This window comes from Myxococcus sp. CA040A, assembly GCF_013336725.1.
GTDB lineage: Bacteria > Myxococcota > Myxococcia > Myxococcales > Myxococcaceae > Myxococcus > Myxococcus llanfairpwllgwyngyllgogerychwyrndrobwllllantysiliogogogochensis.
In genome coordinates, this window is record NZ_JABUMR010000004.1 from 145,423 (window position 1) to 160,816 (window position 15,394).

The 15,394-nt window shown below is 69.1% G+C and carries 16 protein-coding genes; 7 read left to right on the plus strand and 9 right to left on the minus strand.

The features are described 5' to 3' along the window. The first annotated feature begins 33 nt into the window (after positions 1–33). Complete coding sequence (locus HUA75_RS17725; protein ID WP_141648753.1) at positions 34–1,029, plus strand: adenosine deaminase; 996 nt, start codon at positions 34–36, stop codon at positions 1,027–1,029. 8 nt (positions 1,030–1,037) lie between these two features. After that, the gene (locus tag HUA75_RS17730; protein ID WP_174487097.1) at positions 1,038–2,132 is read left to right on the plus strand and encodes a quinone-dependent dihydroorotate dehydrogenase; all 1,095 of its coding nucleotides are present in this window, start codon (positions 1,038–1,040) and stop codon (positions 2,130–2,132) included. Positions 2,133–2,299: 167 nt separating this feature from the next. On the opposite strand, the gene HUA75_RS46215 is transcribed toward HUA75_RS17730, so the two are convergent. The 6 genes from HUA75_RS46215 to HUA75_RS17760 form a co-directional block, all read right to left on the minus strand. Next, positions 2,300–2,989, minus strand: a complete 690-nt coding sequence (locus HUA75_RS46215) for a DUF4097 family beta strand repeat-containing protein (RefSeq protein ID WP_217446143.1) — start codon at positions 2,987–2,989, stop codon at positions 2,300–2,302. A gap of 102 nt (positions 2,990–3,091) precedes the next feature. Next, on the minus strand, positions 3,092–4,240 hold the full coding sequence (gene exoK, locus HUA75_RS17740; protein WP_141646366.1) for a spore coat polysaccharide biosynthesis glycosyltransferase ExoK: 1,149 nt from the start codon (positions 4,238–4,240) through the stop codon (positions 3,092–3,094). Beyond that, entirely contained in the window at positions 4,230–5,516 is a 1,287-nt protein-coding gene (exoJ, locus tag HUA75_RS17745; protein ID WP_141646365.1) for a spore coat polysaccharide polymerase ExoJ, read from the minus strand. Before exoJ ends, exoK begins: the two co-directional genes overlap by 11 nt. A 149-nt stretch (positions 5,517–5,665) precedes the next feature. Continuing rightward, a complete protein-coding gene (locus HUA75_RS17750) occupies positions 5,666–7,390 on the minus strand; it encodes a DUF6178 family protein (RefSeq protein WP_174487098.1) in 1,725 nt (574 codons plus the stop codon). A 48-nt stretch (positions 7,391–7,438) separates the two neighbouring features. Next, positions 7,439–8,059: a ribosome biogenesis GTP-binding protein YihA/YsxC gene (yihA, locus tag HUA75_RS17755; protein ID WP_141646363.1), complete on the minus strand. Its 621-nt coding sequence runs from the start codon at positions 8,057–8,059 to the stop codon at positions 7,439–7,441. A 4-nt stretch (positions 8,060–8,063) separates the two neighbouring features. After that, on the minus strand, positions 8,064–8,564 hold the full coding sequence (locus HUA75_RS17760; protein WP_141646362.1) for a cytochrome c3 family protein: 501 nt from the start codon (positions 8,562–8,564) through the stop codon (positions 8,064–8,066). A 132-nt stretch (positions 8,565–8,696) separates the two neighbouring features. On the opposite strand from HUA75_RS17760, the gene HUA75_RS17765 reads away from it, so the two are divergent. The 5 genes from HUA75_RS17765 to HUA75_RS17785 are packed head-to-tail and all read left to right on the plus strand — an operon-like array spanning position 8,697 to position 11,839. Beyond that, positions 8,697–9,164 carry a hypothetical protein gene (locus tag HUA75_RS17765; RefSeq protein WP_141646361.1) on the plus strand — a complete coding sequence of 156 codons (468 nt, stop codon included), beginning with the start codon at positions 8,697–8,699 and terminating at the stop codon, positions 9,162–9,164. Between the two features lie 8 nt (positions 9,165–9,172). Continuing rightward, positions 9,173–9,769, plus strand: a complete 597-nt coding sequence (gene coaE, locus HUA75_RS17770) for a dephospho-CoA kinase (RefSeq protein WP_141646360.1) — start codon at positions 9,173–9,175, stop codon at positions 9,767–9,769. A gap of 23 nt (positions 9,770–9,792) precedes the next feature. Continuing rightward, positions 9,793–10,923 (plus strand): SDR family oxidoreductase, encoded by a 1,131-nt coding sequence (locus HUA75_RS17775; protein WP_174455226.1) that lies wholly within the window; start codon positions 9,793–9,795, stop codon positions 10,921–10,923. Between the two features lie 35 nt (positions 10,924–10,958). Next, positions 10,959–11,354, plus strand: a complete 396-nt coding sequence (locus tag HUA75_RS17780; protein WP_141646359.1) for a MaoC/PaaZ C-terminal domain-containing protein — start codon at positions 10,959–10,961, stop codon at positions 11,352–11,354. A gap of 5 nt (positions 11,355–11,359) precedes the next feature. After that, a complete protein-coding gene (locus HUA75_RS17785) occupies positions 11,360–11,839 on the plus strand; it encodes a MaoC family dehydratase N-terminal domain-containing protein (RefSeq protein ID WP_174455224.1) in 480 nt (159 codons plus the stop codon). On the opposite strand, the gene HUA75_RS17790 is transcribed toward HUA75_RS17785, so the two are convergent. The 3 genes from HUA75_RS17790 to dnaK all read right to left on the minus strand — a co-directional run bounded on the left by HUA75_RS17790 (position 11,766) and on the right by dnaK (position 15,387). Next, positions 11,766–12,587, minus strand: a complete 822-nt coding sequence (locus HUA75_RS17790) for a hypothetical protein (RefSeq protein WP_174487099.1) — start codon at positions 12,585–12,587, stop codon at positions 11,766–11,768. The genes HUA75_RS17785 and HUA75_RS17790 overlap by 74 nt on opposite strands. 139 nt (positions 12,588–12,726) lie before the next feature. After that, a complete protein-coding gene (locus tag HUA75_RS17795) occupies positions 12,727–13,545 on the minus strand; it encodes a hypothetical protein (RefSeq protein WP_141646356.1) in 819 nt (272 codons plus the stop codon). After that, positions 13,546–15,387 (minus strand): molecular chaperone DnaK, encoded by a 1,842-nt coding sequence (gene dnaK / locus HUA75_RS17800; protein ID WP_141646355.1) that lies wholly within the window; start codon positions 15,385–15,387, stop codon positions 13,546–13,548. Between the last annotated feature and the right edge of the window lie 7 nt (positions 15,388–15,394).

Below are 15,394 nucleotides of genomic sequence, written 5' to 3' on the forward strand. Positions count from 1 at the left end.
TACGCGCGCCCGGCACTGTGCATACATACCGCCATGGCACGTGAACTGATCGACCTGCACATCCACGTGGGCGGCTCGGTGGCCCCCCACATCCTCTGGTCCATCGCCCATCAGCAAGGCTTCAAGCTCCCAGTCAAGACGTACTTCGACTTCGTGGAGCTCATCACCTCCCGTCCGGGCAAGGTGGGGAGCCTGGACGACTACCTGAAGATCCTCCACACCTGGACGGAGAAGATTCAGTCGTCGCCCAGCGCGATTGAGCGCTCCGTCTACGAAATCATCGGCAAGGAGTACCGGGGCAGCCGGGTGACGCAGATTGAGCTGCGCTTCAATCCCATGAAGCGCAACCTGCACTCCGAGCTGGACCTGGACCACATCATCCACGCGGCGCTGCGCGGCATGGACCGGGCGGTGCTCGAGTACGGCGTGAAGGTGGGCTTCATCTTCTGTCTGGCCCGTGAGTTCGACCATCGGCTCAACAGCATCCTGGTGGACAAGGCCATCAAGTACCGCACGCGCGGCGTGTACGGCATTGACCTGGCCGGCACGGAGACCAACGCCATGGAGCTCAAGCCGGAGGTCGTCGCGCAGTACGAGGACCTCTTCGCCCGGGCGCGGCGCGCGGGGCTCAAGTGCACGGTGCACACCGGCGAGACGCGGGGCACGGGCGCCGAGGGCGTCATGTCCGTGGTGGAGAAGCTCAAGCCGCACCGCATCGGCCACGGCATCCGCGCGGCCTATGACGAGAACGCGATGAAGGTGCTGCGCGAGAACGACATCGTGCTGGAGCTGTGCCCGACGTCGAACCTGCACACCAAGGCGGTCGAGGGCGTGGAGGAGCTGCGCCACATCATCCGCACCTTCTGGGACCGCAAGGTGAAGTTCACCATCAACACCGACGGCCCCTACCTGCTCGAGACGGACATGCGCCGGGAAATCGAGCTGGTGGAGAACAACGGCATCCTCACGCCGGAGCAGGTGGACCAGACGCTCGCCTGGGCCCGCCAGGCGTCGTTCATCCCCGCCTGAGCCCGCGCATGTACGGACTGACTCGCTCGCTGCTCTTCCGACTCCCGGCGGAGCCCGCGCACCGGCTGGGCCTCTTCGGGTTGAGGGAGCTGGGGCATTCCCAGGAGCTGTGCCAGTCCCTGCGGGGACGGGCCCTGCGGGGCGGCACCGAAGCGCTGGCCGTGGAGGTGGCGGGCCTGCGCTTCGCCCACCCCGTGGCCCTGGCCGCGGGCCTGGACAAGGACGCGGAGGCGGTGGACGGCCTGTTCGCCTGCGGCTTCTCCGCCGTGGAGATTGGCACCCTCACCCCCCGCCCCCAGCCGGGCAACCCGACGCCCCGCTTGTTCCGTCTGCCGGAGCACCAGGCCGTCATCAACCGCATGGGCTTCAACAACCACGGCGCCGCCGTGGCCGCGGCGCACCTGCGCCAACGCGACTGGCGCCCTGGCCCGCTGGGCATCAACGTGGGCAAGAACAAGGACACGCCGCTGGAGCGGGCGGTGGACGACTACGTGGCGTGCGTGGACGCGCTCGCGCCCCTGGGCGACTACGTGGTGGTCAACGCCTCGTCACCCAACACGCCGGGCCTTCGCAAGCTCCAGGAGCCCGAGCAGCTCTCCGCACTCCTGGGCGCGGTGCAGGAGCGTCTGGCCTCCGTGGCTCCGGGCAAGCCGCTGTTCCTCAAGATTGCCCCGGACCTGACGCCCGAGGCCGTGGACGAAGTGGTGGACGTGGTGCGCGCCCAGCAGCTCGCGGGCCTCATCGCCACCAACACCACAGTGGCACGGCCCTTCGAACATCCGCTCGCGAAGGAGGCCGGCGGCCTGTCCGGCGCTCCCGTGCGGGAGGCCGCCAACGCCGTCATCCGCCGCGCGTACCAGCGCTCGGGTGGAGCGCTGCCCATCATCGGCGTGGGCGGCGTCTTCACCGCCGAGGACGTCTACGAGAAGCTGCGTGCGGGAGCCTCCGTGGTGCAGGTGTACACGGGCTTCATCTACGAGGGGCCGGGCATGGTGCGCCGCATCCTCCCCGCCCTGTCCGCCCTGCTCGCGAGAGATGGCTTCACGAGCGTCACTCAGGCCATTGGCGCGGAGCACCGGAGCGCGGGGACGCCCGCTTCCTGAAGGCCGGGGCTCGCCCTGGGGGCGGCCCGTCGGCCGGGGGCCCTTCGTCTCGCGCCACGGTGGTGGGGACGTAAAGGGGCCCAACAAAAAAGTGAGCGCTCGCCGGCGCCTTGGAGTTTCACCGGCGAGCGCCCCGGGCCGTCTGACTGGGAGACGGGCCTCGAAAGCTATTCCTGGACGGTGAGCGAGCCACCGACGGTGCTCACTTCCACCTCGTGGGTGCCCGCGCCATAGGTCTTCTTCCGCGAACCCAGGGCGACGCTGCTCCCGTTGAAACTCCCCCCTACAGAGCTGAATTCCACCTGCGCGTCCGCTCGCTCCGGCAGCTTCAGCCGGACGTTGCCCGACACCGTCGTGATTTCGGTGTCCTCGAGCTTCCGGGGAGCCAGTACCACCTCTCCCTCAACGCTACTCACCGACAAACGTCGCTCCGAGCCGTTCACTTCCACACGGCCGTTGACGGTGGCGTGCTTCTGCGGCCCCGTCACGCCCTTCACCACCACCGCCCCGTTCACCACCGACACTTCCAGCTCCGACGCGCGCGGCACCTTCACCGTCAACCGCACCGTGCCCTGGTCCGCACGGCATGACTGCTGCCGTTCCGCACACGGCCCACAGCACACCCTCGCCCGCACCGCGTCACCTTCCTGGGTGACTTCGACCTCCAACGGCTTCCGGGAATTGTCGGGGTTTTCCGGAACCACCTCGATTACCACAGTATTCCCGTCTACCGCATCTACGCGGACCGCGCCATTAACATTGGAAAGATGGACCTGGGGAGTTCCATCCGTGTCGAACTTCCAGGTCTGCGTCGTCGGGGCGGCGGAGGCCAGCACGGCCAGGAGGGGCAGCAGCATGAAGGGTGCTCCGAGGTAGGGTGTGAACACCCCACCTACGGACGAGCCGGCGCCCCATTGCCGGCCAACGACGCGAAGTATCCACGCCGGTCTGACATGCCCTCAGGGGCCGTGGACCACGCGTTGATACAGCGCGTCATGGAGGCGGATCAGCCGCTCCAGGGACAGCTCGCGGGCGACGAAGTCCCGGGCCGCGCGGCCCATGCGCCTGGCCTTCTCCGGGCTCGAGAGCAGCTGGTTGAAGGCCTGCGCGAGCTGCGCCGGACGCTCGGCGGGGACGACGAGGCCGCGCTCGCCGTCGCGGACGAGGTCGGTGTTCCCCCCCACCCGCGTCACCACCATGGGGAGGCCAGCGGCCATGCCCTCCATGACGGCGTTGGACATGCCCTCCGCGCTGGAGCACAGCACGCCCAGGGTGGCGCGCGCGTAGATGGCGGCGACGTCCGTGCGGTGCCGCAGGAAGTGCACGGTGTCCGACACGCCCAGCTCCGCGGCCAGCTTCTCCAGGCTCTTGCGGCGGGGCCCGTCGCCCACGAGGAAGGCATGCAGCGGCGTGCCTCCGTGGTGGAGCATGGCGAGCGCCAGCAGCAGGTCCTCCTGGCGCTTCACCGGGTGGTTCATGTTGGCGACGTGGACGATGACGGGCGCGTCGCCGGTGTCGGGCAGCGGGGACTTGAGGCCCTCGCGCATCCGCGCGTCGAAGCGGGCCAGGTCCAGGCCGTTGTGGATGACGGAGACGCGGGAGGCGGGCAGGCCCTCCTCTTCCACCAGCATCCGGCGGATGGCCTCCGCGTTGGCGACGACGTGGTCCGCCATGGCCGTCAGCCGCGAGTGCACCGCGCGCCGCGCGCTGCCCTGCCAGTGGGACAGGTCCAACCGTCCGACGATGACCTTCGTCCCCGCGAGCTTCGCGGCCGGCACGGCGATGAGCGTGGAGTAGAAGTCGTGCACGTGGACCAGGTCCACGCGGTTGGTCTTCAGCCACCGGGCCATGCGCATCACCTGGTACGCGGTGTTGGCCTGCGCGACGGAGCCCTTCAGGGGAAACGTCTCCGCCACGTAGCCCAGCTTCCACACCGCGCCCATCAACGGCCCCGCGTCCTCCAGTACGGAGACCTGGAGCTGGTAGCTGGGGGGAAGGCCCCGCAGCAGCTCCAGCACCTGCACCTCCGTGCCGCCAATGTGGAACGACCGGGTGAACTGCACCAGGCGCAGTGGCCTGGCCCCCATCTTCACGTCCTCACGCCGCATGTCCCGACCCCTCCCACGCCCCCACGGGCCCGACAGGCGCCTGTCCGTCCGGGATGCCCACCGTCTCCGTCACCTCCGCCGCGCGGGCGATGCGGTGCGCCGCGGCAGCCAGGCCGAAGAGCACGTAGCAGTGAGCGGAGAGGATGTATCCGGAGAACAAGTCACACGTCAGGTAGCCCGCCACGGACGCGGACAGCGCCCGTGCAATCCAGCCCACCTCTCGACTGCGTGATGCGGTGAAGGCGCCTCCGGACGCGCCTCCCGCGAACATCATGAAGAGCGCCAGGCCCACCCAGCCCAGCTCTCCCACGACGTCCAGGAAGATGTTGTGCGCCACGTACGCGCGCCGCGCTTCTGGAGGCGCGTACTCCGCCCACGCGTAGCGGAAGCTGCCCGCGCCCACCCCCAGCAGCGGCCGGTCCAGGCTGATGCGGCTGGCCACCTGCCACGCGTAGACGCGGCCCATCGCGGACGCATCCTCGTGGAAGGCCGCCACCGTCTCGTTGCGGGCCCAGAAGCTCTCCGGCGCGAAGACGAGCAGGCCCATCACGAAGAGCGCGCCCACGACGATGGCCTGGATGCGGCGCTTCTCACGGAAGGCCCACAGGCCCATGGCGACGGACAGGCCGATGAAGCCACCGCGCGAGTGCGACAGGACGATGGCCACCACCGCCAGCACCGCCGCCAGCAGACACGCCACCCGCCACACCCAGGGCGAGCCCTTGCGGGCCACGAAGGCCACCGCGAGCGGCACCACCAGCACCAGGTTCATGGCCATGTGGTTCGGGTCCGCGTACACGCCCACCCAGCGCGCGCGGAAGCCCTCCACCAGGTTCTCCCCCACCACGTACCAGTTGATGACACCAATGGACGTCACCACGGAGGCCAGGACAATGGACCCGCACACGACGGCGAGCCTGCGCCCATTGGAGATGACGTTGACGACGGTAAGGTAGATGGCCGTCAGCTTCAACAGCTCCATGCCCGTGTAGCGGGCCACCTCCGCGTTCACCGCCCACGACACGGACAGCACCGCCAGGCAGGAGAAGCCGATGAGCCCCCAGCCCCGCGCGCCATCCAGGTAGAGCGGCTCCGCGCGCCCCAACCTCCGAATCACCATCAACCCCGCGGCCACCACTGACGTCAGCAGCGCCAACCGAAGCGGCGCCAGCACGGGGATCCACTCACCCGGCACCGCGTACATCACCGCGGCGAATGCGGTCAGCGCATAGAAGGCCCACACGTCACGGCGCTGCCCCTGCTCTCCCGGCACCATGTCCCTCCTCCTCTGGCAGTTCACGCGCGTACACCTTCGCGTGCGCCACGCAGTAGCAGAGGGCGTGCCAGGGTCCGGGCTCGCAAAGGCCCGGATCTCCACAGGCCGGAAGACCCCCGGAAGCCGGAGGCCCTCCCGGACTGAAAAAGCTACGGCACCGGGTGGCTCTCCATGGGCAGGACTTCGGACGCGACGGGACTCCACTTCGCGTCCTCCAGCCACGCCGCGCCCAGCTCCGACAACAGCCGCGTGAGCGTCACACCCACCATGCAGCGCAGCTCCGCGCGAGCCTCCGGGGCCACCGCGCCCTCCAGGCCCGACAGGGCGCGCACGGAGGCGGAGTCGAGCAGGCGCGGGGCCTGGGGGGTGCCCTCGAAGAGGCGCTGGCCCAGCTCCACCGTGCGGCCCAGCGGCACCGGGCGGGCATCCGGCCGGGCCTCCAGCACCGCCATGGCGACCACGGCGGCGAAGAGGCGCTCCACGCCAAGTGTCTCCAACGGAACACCGAAGCGGGCCACCGCCTCGAGCGCGGACTCCGGCGTGCCACCCAGCACGCCCCGGAAGACCTCCACCTGGGCCTCCGCGCGCGCCAGCACGGCCTCGCTGGCGGCGACTTCGCGCAGCGAGCGGAACGGCACCGGCTCCGCGCCCTCCACCTTCAGCGCGCGACGGGGCCGCTTGCGGCGCAGCGCCTCCAGCGCGGCGGCCTCCTCCGGCAGCACCAGCAGCACGCCGTCCACCACCGCTCCCGGCGACTTCGCCAGCCGGTCCGCGCGGAACTTGAGCTGGAGCGTCAGCGTGAAGCCCGTCTGGAAGATGCGCCGCAGGGGCGTGTCGCGCAGCACCTCGGTGGCCTGCGAGGGGTCCGCCCCCGTCAGGTGCTCCAGCCCGAGCGAGAGGTAGTCCCGCACCATCTCGCCGACCCGGCGCACGGCGTCCAGGTCGCCGGGGTCCGCGAGCTCCGCCACCAACGCCGCGTTGGCCACGCCCGCCAGTTCGTCCTCCGCGTTCTGACGTTCGACCTCCGTCAGTCCCCGGAACGCCGCCGCCAGGTAGTCCACGTGGCCCTGGGACGCCGTCAGCGCCGCCGGGGTTGACGTACTCGAGGGCCGACGCGACGGAACGTCCACGCGGCTGAAGAGCGCCATCGCGTCCTCCAGCGTCGGGAAGCCCAAATCGAGCAGGCGCGCCTTGCGGAACTGGAAGGCCGTCTCCTCCAGCTCGGCGGGAACCTCCCAGCGCACGGCCTCCAGCAGGCGCACGGCCTCGAAGGGGTTCTCCGCGATGAGGTCGGTGACGAGCGCGCGCACCGCGGACATCTCCGCGCCCTCGGCCTTGATTTCGACCAGGTAGCGCCCCTCCGGAGTCTCCAGCGTCACACCCTGCGGGTTGACGTCCGGGTTCTCCTCCAGGTCATGCACGGCGACCAGTTCGTGCAGCAGGTACTCGAGCACCTCCATGTCCACCGCGTGCAGCTTGCGCAGGAACTCCGGGGTGTCATCGAAGCCGCCGCGCGCGGCGCGCAGCCACGTCAGCACGGCGTGCGAGTCCAGCTTGTCGCGCTTCCACGCGCCCAGGTCCACGAAGGCGCGGAACTGGCCGGGCGACGCGAGCTGCACCAGCTCCGTCGCGTCCTCGAGCCCCACTTCCTGGATGGTGACGTAGAGGCTCTCCGGAGGCAGGGCGCGCACCAGCGCCTGTGCATCCGCTCCCTCCAGAAGCGCGTCCATGCGCCTCCGGGGTGACAGCCTCATCAACTGCTGCTGCAACTCGCGCAGGGCGAGCTGCGAATCCCTGCCATTACCCTTGCCGTTCTCGGAGGACACGGCGCCGTGCCTACCACAGCGCCTCCCTCGTCGGGAGGGGAACGCCACGGAGAGCGGCGACTAGACGATGGAGCCCCGGGGTACCGGAGCCTGGGCTCAAACGCGCGAGGCCTTGCCGAAGGTGTCCAGGAGCGCGCCCCAGACCTCGTCCACGCCCCGCCGCTCCGTCGAGGAGAACGGAAGAATCGCCTCCATGGGCAGGTCCAGCTGGCGCGACAGCTCCTGGAGCCGGGGCAGCGTCTTGGCCTTGGTGAGCCGGTCGATCTTCGTGGCCACCACCAGCACCTTGCGCTTGTGGGATTGCAGATAGTCGAGCGTGGCCAGGTCATCCGGCGTCGGGCCGACCTCCGCGTCGATGATGCTCACGACCACTTCGAGCCGATGCCGCTTCTCGAGGTAGGTGGTGATCATCTGCTCCCACTGGGCCTTGTCCGCCTTGCTCGCGCGGGCGAAGCCGTAGCCCGGCAAGTCACACAGGCGCACCTGGTGGCGGAAGGTGCCGCGCTCCAGGTCCACGTCGAAGAAGTTGAGCGTCCGGGTACGGCCCGGGGTGTTCGACACGCGCACCAGCTTCTTGCGGCCGGTGAGGGTGTTGATCATGGAGGACTTACCGACGTTGGAGCGGCCCACGAAGGCCACCTCGGCGGTATGTCCCTGCGGGTAGCCCTTGGGCTCCACCGCGGTGACGACGAAACGGGCGTCCAGAATCTTGATCAATCGACTATTTCTTCGCGGTGGAGGGGGGAGTGGCCGGGGCCTCGGTCCGGGCCGCGCGACGGGCGCGTTCGGCCGACCAGTGGTCGATGGCCTTGAGCGACTCCTTGAAGTCGAACGGCCGCAAGGAGGGCGAGGAGGCGTCGTGGCAGGAGCGGCACTGCTTCTCGGACGGGTCCACCAACCCCACCAGGCGCGCCAGCTCCGGGTCCTTCATCACGTACTCGGGCGAGTAGTACTGGCCGCCGCCGTGACATGTCTCGCAGCTCACACTGGCCTGCGTCTGCGCCACCTGGTCCGGTGAGTGGCACGACAGGCAGCGGCCGTCCTTCTGCTGCTGCTCGGAGAGGGAGCTCACCGCCCGGGCGTGCTTGGACTGCATCCACGCCTCGTAGGCCTCCGGGTGGCAGCCCTTGCAACTGTCAGCGCCGACGAAATCAGCCGCCCCGGCCGCGCCACAGAGGGCCAGCAGGAGGACGGAAAGAATCCTGGAGCCAGGAGCGCGCATGGCTCGCGAAGTAGCAGACCCCCCCGGACGGGGCAAGGCGTCTCGTGGTTGAATGCCCGTCGGAATCGTCCGTTGAAAAGAGAGGGCAGCGCTTGAGCCCCGCCCGCCCTTTCCATTAGGGAGGAAGTCGTGATGAGGACCTTGATTGCGCTCGCCGTGATTGCCGTCGCCTTCCCCGCTGTCGCCAAGCCGTGGCAGGGCGTGGAGCCCGGCGTCACCAAGAAGGACGAGGTCGTCAAGAAGTTCGGCGAGCCCTCGCGCACCGTCAGCCAGGACGGCAAGGAGACCATCGCCTACCTCGGCAAGGAGGCCATCAAGGGCACCAGCCAGGCGCAGTTCAAGGTGGACCCCGGCACGGGACTCATCGAGCGCATCGACGTCTTCCCCGGGCCCGTCATCGACAAGGAGACCATCGAGACGAGCTACGGCCCCGCCTGCCCCTCCGGCCCCGTGCCCTCCGCGCCGTGCTACCAGCGCAAGCTGACGGACGACTTCCGCACCTACTTCCTCTACCCGAAGCTGGGGCTGGCCATCTTCTTCAACGAGGACGGCAAGACGGTGCAGTCGTTCACCTTCACCACGCAGAAGGCCGCGAAGTAGGCCCGCGGATGCACGTCTTCGGACTGACGGGCGGCATCGGTTCCGGAAAGAGCACCGTCACGCGGATGCTCCGGGAGCTGGGCGCGGAGGTGCTCGACGCGGACGTGCTCGCCCGCGAAGTCGTCGAGCCGGGCACTCCGGGCCTCGCCGCCATCGCGGAGCGCTTCCCTGGCGTGGTGGGCCCCGACGGCCGCCTGGACCGAGCGAAGCTGGGCGCGCACGTGTTCGGCAACGACACGGAGCGCGCCGCCCTCAACGCCATCACCCACCCTCGCGTGCGCGAGGCCTTCATGGAGAAGCTCGAGGCGCTGACGGCTCGGGGCGTGGAGCGTGTCATCTACGACGTCCCGCTGCTGATCGAGGCCGGGATGCACGAGTGGATGGAGGGGGTGGCGCTGGTGTGGGTGCCCCGGGACCTGCAAAAAGCGCGGCTGATGGCGCGTGACGGGCTGGATGCGACGGCCGCCGAGGCTCGGCTGGCCGCCCAGCTCCCCCTGGACGACAAGCGGGTCCACGCGACGTGGGTCATCGACAACAGCCAGGACCTGTCATCCACCCGGGAGCAAGTGGAGTCGGTCTGGCGCGCCATGCTCGCGCGCGGCTGACGGGCGAGTATGCTCCGCGCGCAATGAGCGAGACGCGCAAGAAGACCGGTGCTGGGACGTATTTCATCACCGGCTATCCGGGGTTCATCGGCAAGCGGCTGGTGGAGCACATCGCGCGGGAGGACCCGAAAGGGCACGTCTACGCGCTGGTGCAGCCCAAGGCGCTCAAGGAAGCGCAGAAGCACGCGTCCAAGCTGAAGGGCGCCACGGTGGAGCTGCTCACCGGTGACGTGGTGGACATGCACCTGGGCCTGTCGGGCGAGGAGTACCAGCGCCTGTGCGAGCGGGTGACGGACATCTTCCACCTGGCGGCGGTGGCGCAGTTGGGCGTGGCCAAGGACACCGCGTGGCGCGTGAATGTGGACGGCACGCGCAACATGCTGGAGCTCGCGCGCGACTGCGAGCACCTGGCGCGCTTCAACCACTTCTCCACCTGCTACGTGTCCGGCGACCGCGTGGGCGTCATCGCCGAGGACGAGCTGGACCGCGGCCAGGGCTTCCGCAATCCGTATGAGGAGACGAAGTTCCAGGCGGAGCGGCTGGTGATGCGCGCCAGCTCCACCCTGCCCGTCACCGTGTACCGGCCCTCCAGCGTGGTGGGCGATTCGCGCACGGGGGAGATCGACAAGTTCGAGGGGCCCTACTACCTGGGCATCCTGCTCGTCACGTCGCCGCTGGTGGTGCCGCTGCCCCTGCCCGGCAACGGCGTGGCGCCGCTCAACGTGGTGCCGGTGGACTACGTGGTGGAGGCGGTGTGGCGCTTGTCGAAGGACCCTCGCGCCGCGGGCCGCACGTTCCACCTGGTGGACCCGAACCCGATGAGCGCGCGGCGCGTGTACGAGCTCATCGCGGAGAAGGCGAACAAGAAGCTGCCGCGCTTCAACCTGTCGGCGCGCGCGGCGGACGTCATGCTGCGGCTGCCGGTGCTGGAGAAGCTGGCCCGGCCGCAGCGCGCGGCCATCAGCTATGTGAACCACCTGGCCATCTACAACTGTCACAACACGCTGGAGCTCTTGGACGGCACGGGCGTGCGCTGCCCTCCCCTGTCCTCGTACCTGGACCAGTTGGTGGCGTATGTGCGCGAGCAGTACCGCAAGCGCCGAGAAGGCTCTGAAGTGGATGACCCGTTGGATCAGGGCTCCGCGACGGGGTGAGCGAGCGGGGCCTCCGTGCTAGATCGGAGGGCCTCATGGCACGCACCTTCCAGGTAGGCGATACCTTCACGCACGTCCGCGAGTGCGACCTGTACCGGCCGATCTACTACGCGGGCGCATCCGGGGACTTCAATCCCATCCACATCGACCCGGAGGTCGGCAAGGTGGCCGGCCTCGACGGCGTCATCTTGCAGGGGCTCTGCACGCTGGGCTGGGCGGTGGAAGCCGTCGCCGTCTTCGTGGGAGACCCGGGCCGCATCCGCAAGGTGAAGGCGCGCTTCTCGCGCCCTGTTCGTCCCGAGGATGTCGTGACGTTCGAAGGCAAGGTCACCGCCATCGAAGCGGACCGGCTCACCACGGAAGTCACCGCCACCAACCAGCGCGGCGAGGCCGTCCTCAAGGGCGCCGTCGTCGAAGCCTCCATCGGATAGTCGCCATGGCCATCGACAAGCGCTTCATCGGCCGGGAATACGGCCCGTACACGTACACGATTGGCGCGGAGAAGCTGCGCGAGTTCACCCTGGCCGTGGGAGGCGCGCATCCCGCCGCCGGCACACCGGGCGAGCCGCCTGAGCACGTCAGTCCCCTCCTCTACGACGACACCGCCGCGAAGCAGGGCCCGTACGGCGACCTGATTGCGTTCCCCAGCTTCGCCGTCGTCTTCGCCATCCGCCCGTTCGGCGCGGCCGTCGCGGACCCGGAGCTGGGCGTGAATCTGCTGATGCTGGTGCACGGTGAACAGGAGCTGGAGTTCCTGGACGTCATGCGCCCCGGCGACGTGATGACGACCACGGGCCGCATCGAGAACATCTACGTGAAGGCCGGCAAGGAGTTCGTCGTCGTCAGCACGGAGTCGCGCAACCAGCGCGGCGACGTCGTGGTGAAGGGCGTCTGGACGGGCGTCGTCCGCGCGTAGCCGTGGCACGTGGGCTCGGGGTCATTGCCCCCGGGCCCGCCCTACTCCTGGGTGCGCATGAGGGTGTCGACCGCGGCCCTGTCCGCCTCGAGCGACGCCCGCTCCGAAGCGGGAGCACCAGGGCGTCGAATTCGCGGAGCGATTGATTCGCACGCGGCAGGTCCGCCAGCGCCACGGCCAGCTCGGCACGAGCCACCAGCGCCCGCGCTCGCTCCAGCGGCGTGCCGGCATCGGGCTTCTTCAGCGCGGCGTCGAGGACCTTCGCGGCCGTCGCGTCGTCACTCTTGAAGTCACGCAGCCGCCGGGCGGTCTTCAGGGCCTTGCCCAACAGCGAGGTGGAGTCGTCTTCGTCGTCACCGTAGCCACCGGGCTCGTCGCGACGGATGAACATGACGCTGTTGCCGGACGGGTCGACGACGGTGAAGCGCGTCTGCCCCTTCTTCATCCGGGTGATTCTCGGCACGCCTCGCACGGGAACCTTGCCGTAGGTCTTTCGCAGTGCCGCCGCGAAGCCTTCGTGCAGCTGCTCGACTTCGTCGACGATGATGAGACAGCAGCTATAGGCCGCCAGCGGGTCCAAACCCTTCACTCCGAAGAAGTGGAGCTGGGCCCCTCCACGCCGCGTCGCCGCATAGGGATTCGGCAGGCGCTGCTGGTACGTCACCTCGAAGCCCAGCAGGCCGTAGAACTCGAGCGTCGGTTCGAGCGCGACACAGGGCAGCGCCGGAATGCTGGCGTCATGCTTCATTGGGTGTGTGCCTCCCGCGCGACGCGGGCCCAGGAGTGGCCTCGACTCACGCGCGAACACGAAACAACCTGTCATCATGACAGGACCCTGTCAACACACCCAGAAAGGCGCGCCTGCGTGAACCCGGCTTCGAGGGAGGTCAGGCGGCGGCGATGACGCCTTCGTCGAGGAGCTGGGCGAGGATGCGGGCGGTATCCAGCCGCGTCATCCCGGACAGCGAGAAGAGGTCCTCGAACGTCACGGCGCCATCAATCTGCGCGAGCACGAAGCCCGCGCGGTGGTCCAGGCTGAGCCAGATGATGTCGTCCGGCTGGAGGCGCACGCGGGGCACACGGCCCAGGTCGCCCAGCTTCGACTCCAGCATGGCCATCAGCATGCGCTCGCTGCGGATGAGCAGCACATCCACGCGCGGGTCTCCCGGCGCCAGCTCCTGCGCCTTGAACAGCAGGTCCACCGCGCCCGAGTGGTCATCCAGCTCCAGCAGGTCGGCCGCGCCGCGCAGCAACCGCTCCAGCTCGCTCTCCGTGACGGGGACACCGAACTCGTCCGTGTCACCCTCGGGGACGCCGTACTCCTGCGTGGTGGGCTCGTCGCGCGAGAGCAGGTCCAGCACGTCACCTCCCGGTGGAGGTCCGTCGCCCTCTGGAATCAGCACGCTGGGAGAACGCTCCTCGTCCTCTTCGTCCAGCGGATGGCCCTCGCCTTCGGCCCACGCGCCCCAGTCGCCATCCAGCGAGGGCAGCGGCGTGCCTCGCGTGGACGCATCCGCCGATGCCCCCGCGAACGGGCTGCTCCGTCCGAATGGGGTCTCCAGCGCGGCCAGGGATTCGCGCGCCCGGACATTGTCGGGGTCCAGCACGAGCGCCCGCTCGAACAGCTTCTGCGCACCCTGGGCGTCGCCACTCAGGCGCAGCCACAGTCCCGCCTCGACGAGCTGGTTGGCGCGCTGGGTGCTCATCTATCGCCCCATGCCACTGCGTGACGGGCCCTTGAGCTGGGTCAGACATCCCGTGAGCAGCTCACACGCGCGGCCCAGCGCCCCCACGTCCTCACCCGCGCGGACCTGCCGCGCATGCTCCAGCACCTGCTCCGCGCGAGGCACCGCGTCGGCTGGAAGCCCACCGCCTCCGGGCAACAGCCTCGCTCGCGTCAGCGCATCCATGACGTCGCGCGCGAGCGAGTCCAGCTCCATGCGCTTGACCTTGAGTTCCTCGGAGATGCGCGCGGCCATGAGGTAGCCGCGCTGTTCGTCCATGATGCGCTTGAGCTCTTCCTCGGTGAGTCCACTGGACGCGGTGACGGTGATGGACTGGCGCAGGCCCGTCTCCCTGTCGCGCGCGGAGACGGAGACGATGCCCTCCGCGTTGATGTCGAACGTCACCTCGATTTCCACCTGCCCCCGAGGTGCCTCGCGCAGACCGGTGAGGACGAACTCGCCCAGCAGCTCGTTCTGGTGCGCCAGCTCGTGCTCGCCCTGGAGCACCATGATCTTCACCAGCCGCTGGAAGTCCTTCGACGTCGCGAAGACCTCCGTGGCCGACGTGGGCACCGTCGTGTTCTTCGGGATGATGCGCCGCACGTAGCCGCCGGCGATGGCCACCCCCAGGCTCTGCGGCGTGACGTCCAGGAGCAGCAGCTCGCCCTCCTGCGCCACCAGCGCGTGCGCCTGCACCGCGGCGCCCAGCGCAACCACCTCGTCCGGATGCACGCCCTTGCACGGCTCACGGCGGAAGTAGCCGCGCACCGCCTCGACAATCTTGGGCATGCGCGACATGCCACCGACGAGGATGACCTCCTTCAGCTCCGAGGCCCGCACACCCGCCTCGCCCAGCACCTCCGTGGTGATGCCCACCACGCGCTCGGCCAGGTCCGCCGTCAGGTCATCCAGCTTCTCGCGGGACAACGCGGCCTGCAGGTGCAGCGCGGCGCCGCCCCCGGGAGGCGTGCTGATGAACGGAAGGTTGAGCTGCGTCTCCTTCACGCTCGACAGCTCCACCTTCGCCTTCTCCGCCGCGTCCTTGAGCCGCTGCAACGCCATGCGGTCCTTGCGCAGGTCGATGCCGTGCTCCTTCGCGAAGCCGAAGACGAGCCACTCGATGATGCGGTTGTCCCAGTCCTCGCCCCCCAGGTACGTGTCGCCGCCGGTGCCCACCACGTCGAAGACACCCTGGTTGATCTCCAGCACGGACACGTCGAACGTGCCGCCGCCCAGGTCCAACACGGCCACGCGGCCGTTCACGGTGCGGCTGAAGCCATACGCCAGCGCCGCCGCGGTGGGCTCGTTGATGATGCGCAGCACGTCCAACCCGGCGATGCGCCCCGCGTCCTTGGTGGCCTGCCGCTGGGCGTCGTTGAAGTACGCCGGCACCGTGACGACGGCCTTGCTCACCGGCCTGCCGAAGTGCGCCTCCGCGTCCGCCTTCAGCTCCTGGAGGATCATGGCGCTGATCTCCGGAACCGACATGTCCTTGCCGCCCATGCGGATGCGCAGGTCATCGTGCTGCCCCGGCACTACCTCGTAGGGCAACGAGCGCAGCGCGTCCTGCACCTCGTGCGAGGAGAACTTCCGGCCGATGAGCCGCTTGGCCGCGTACACCGTCTCCTGCGGGTTGGTGATGGCCTGACGCTTGGCGATGCCACCCACCAGTCGCTTGCCGTTCTTGGACACGGCGATGACCGACGGCGTAAGCGCCTGGCCCGTGCGGTTCTTGATGACGACGGGCTGCCCGTCCTGGACGGTGGCGACGATGCTGTTCGTCGTCCCCAGGTCGATGCCTATGAGGGGTTCGGGATCAGCCATGAGAGAG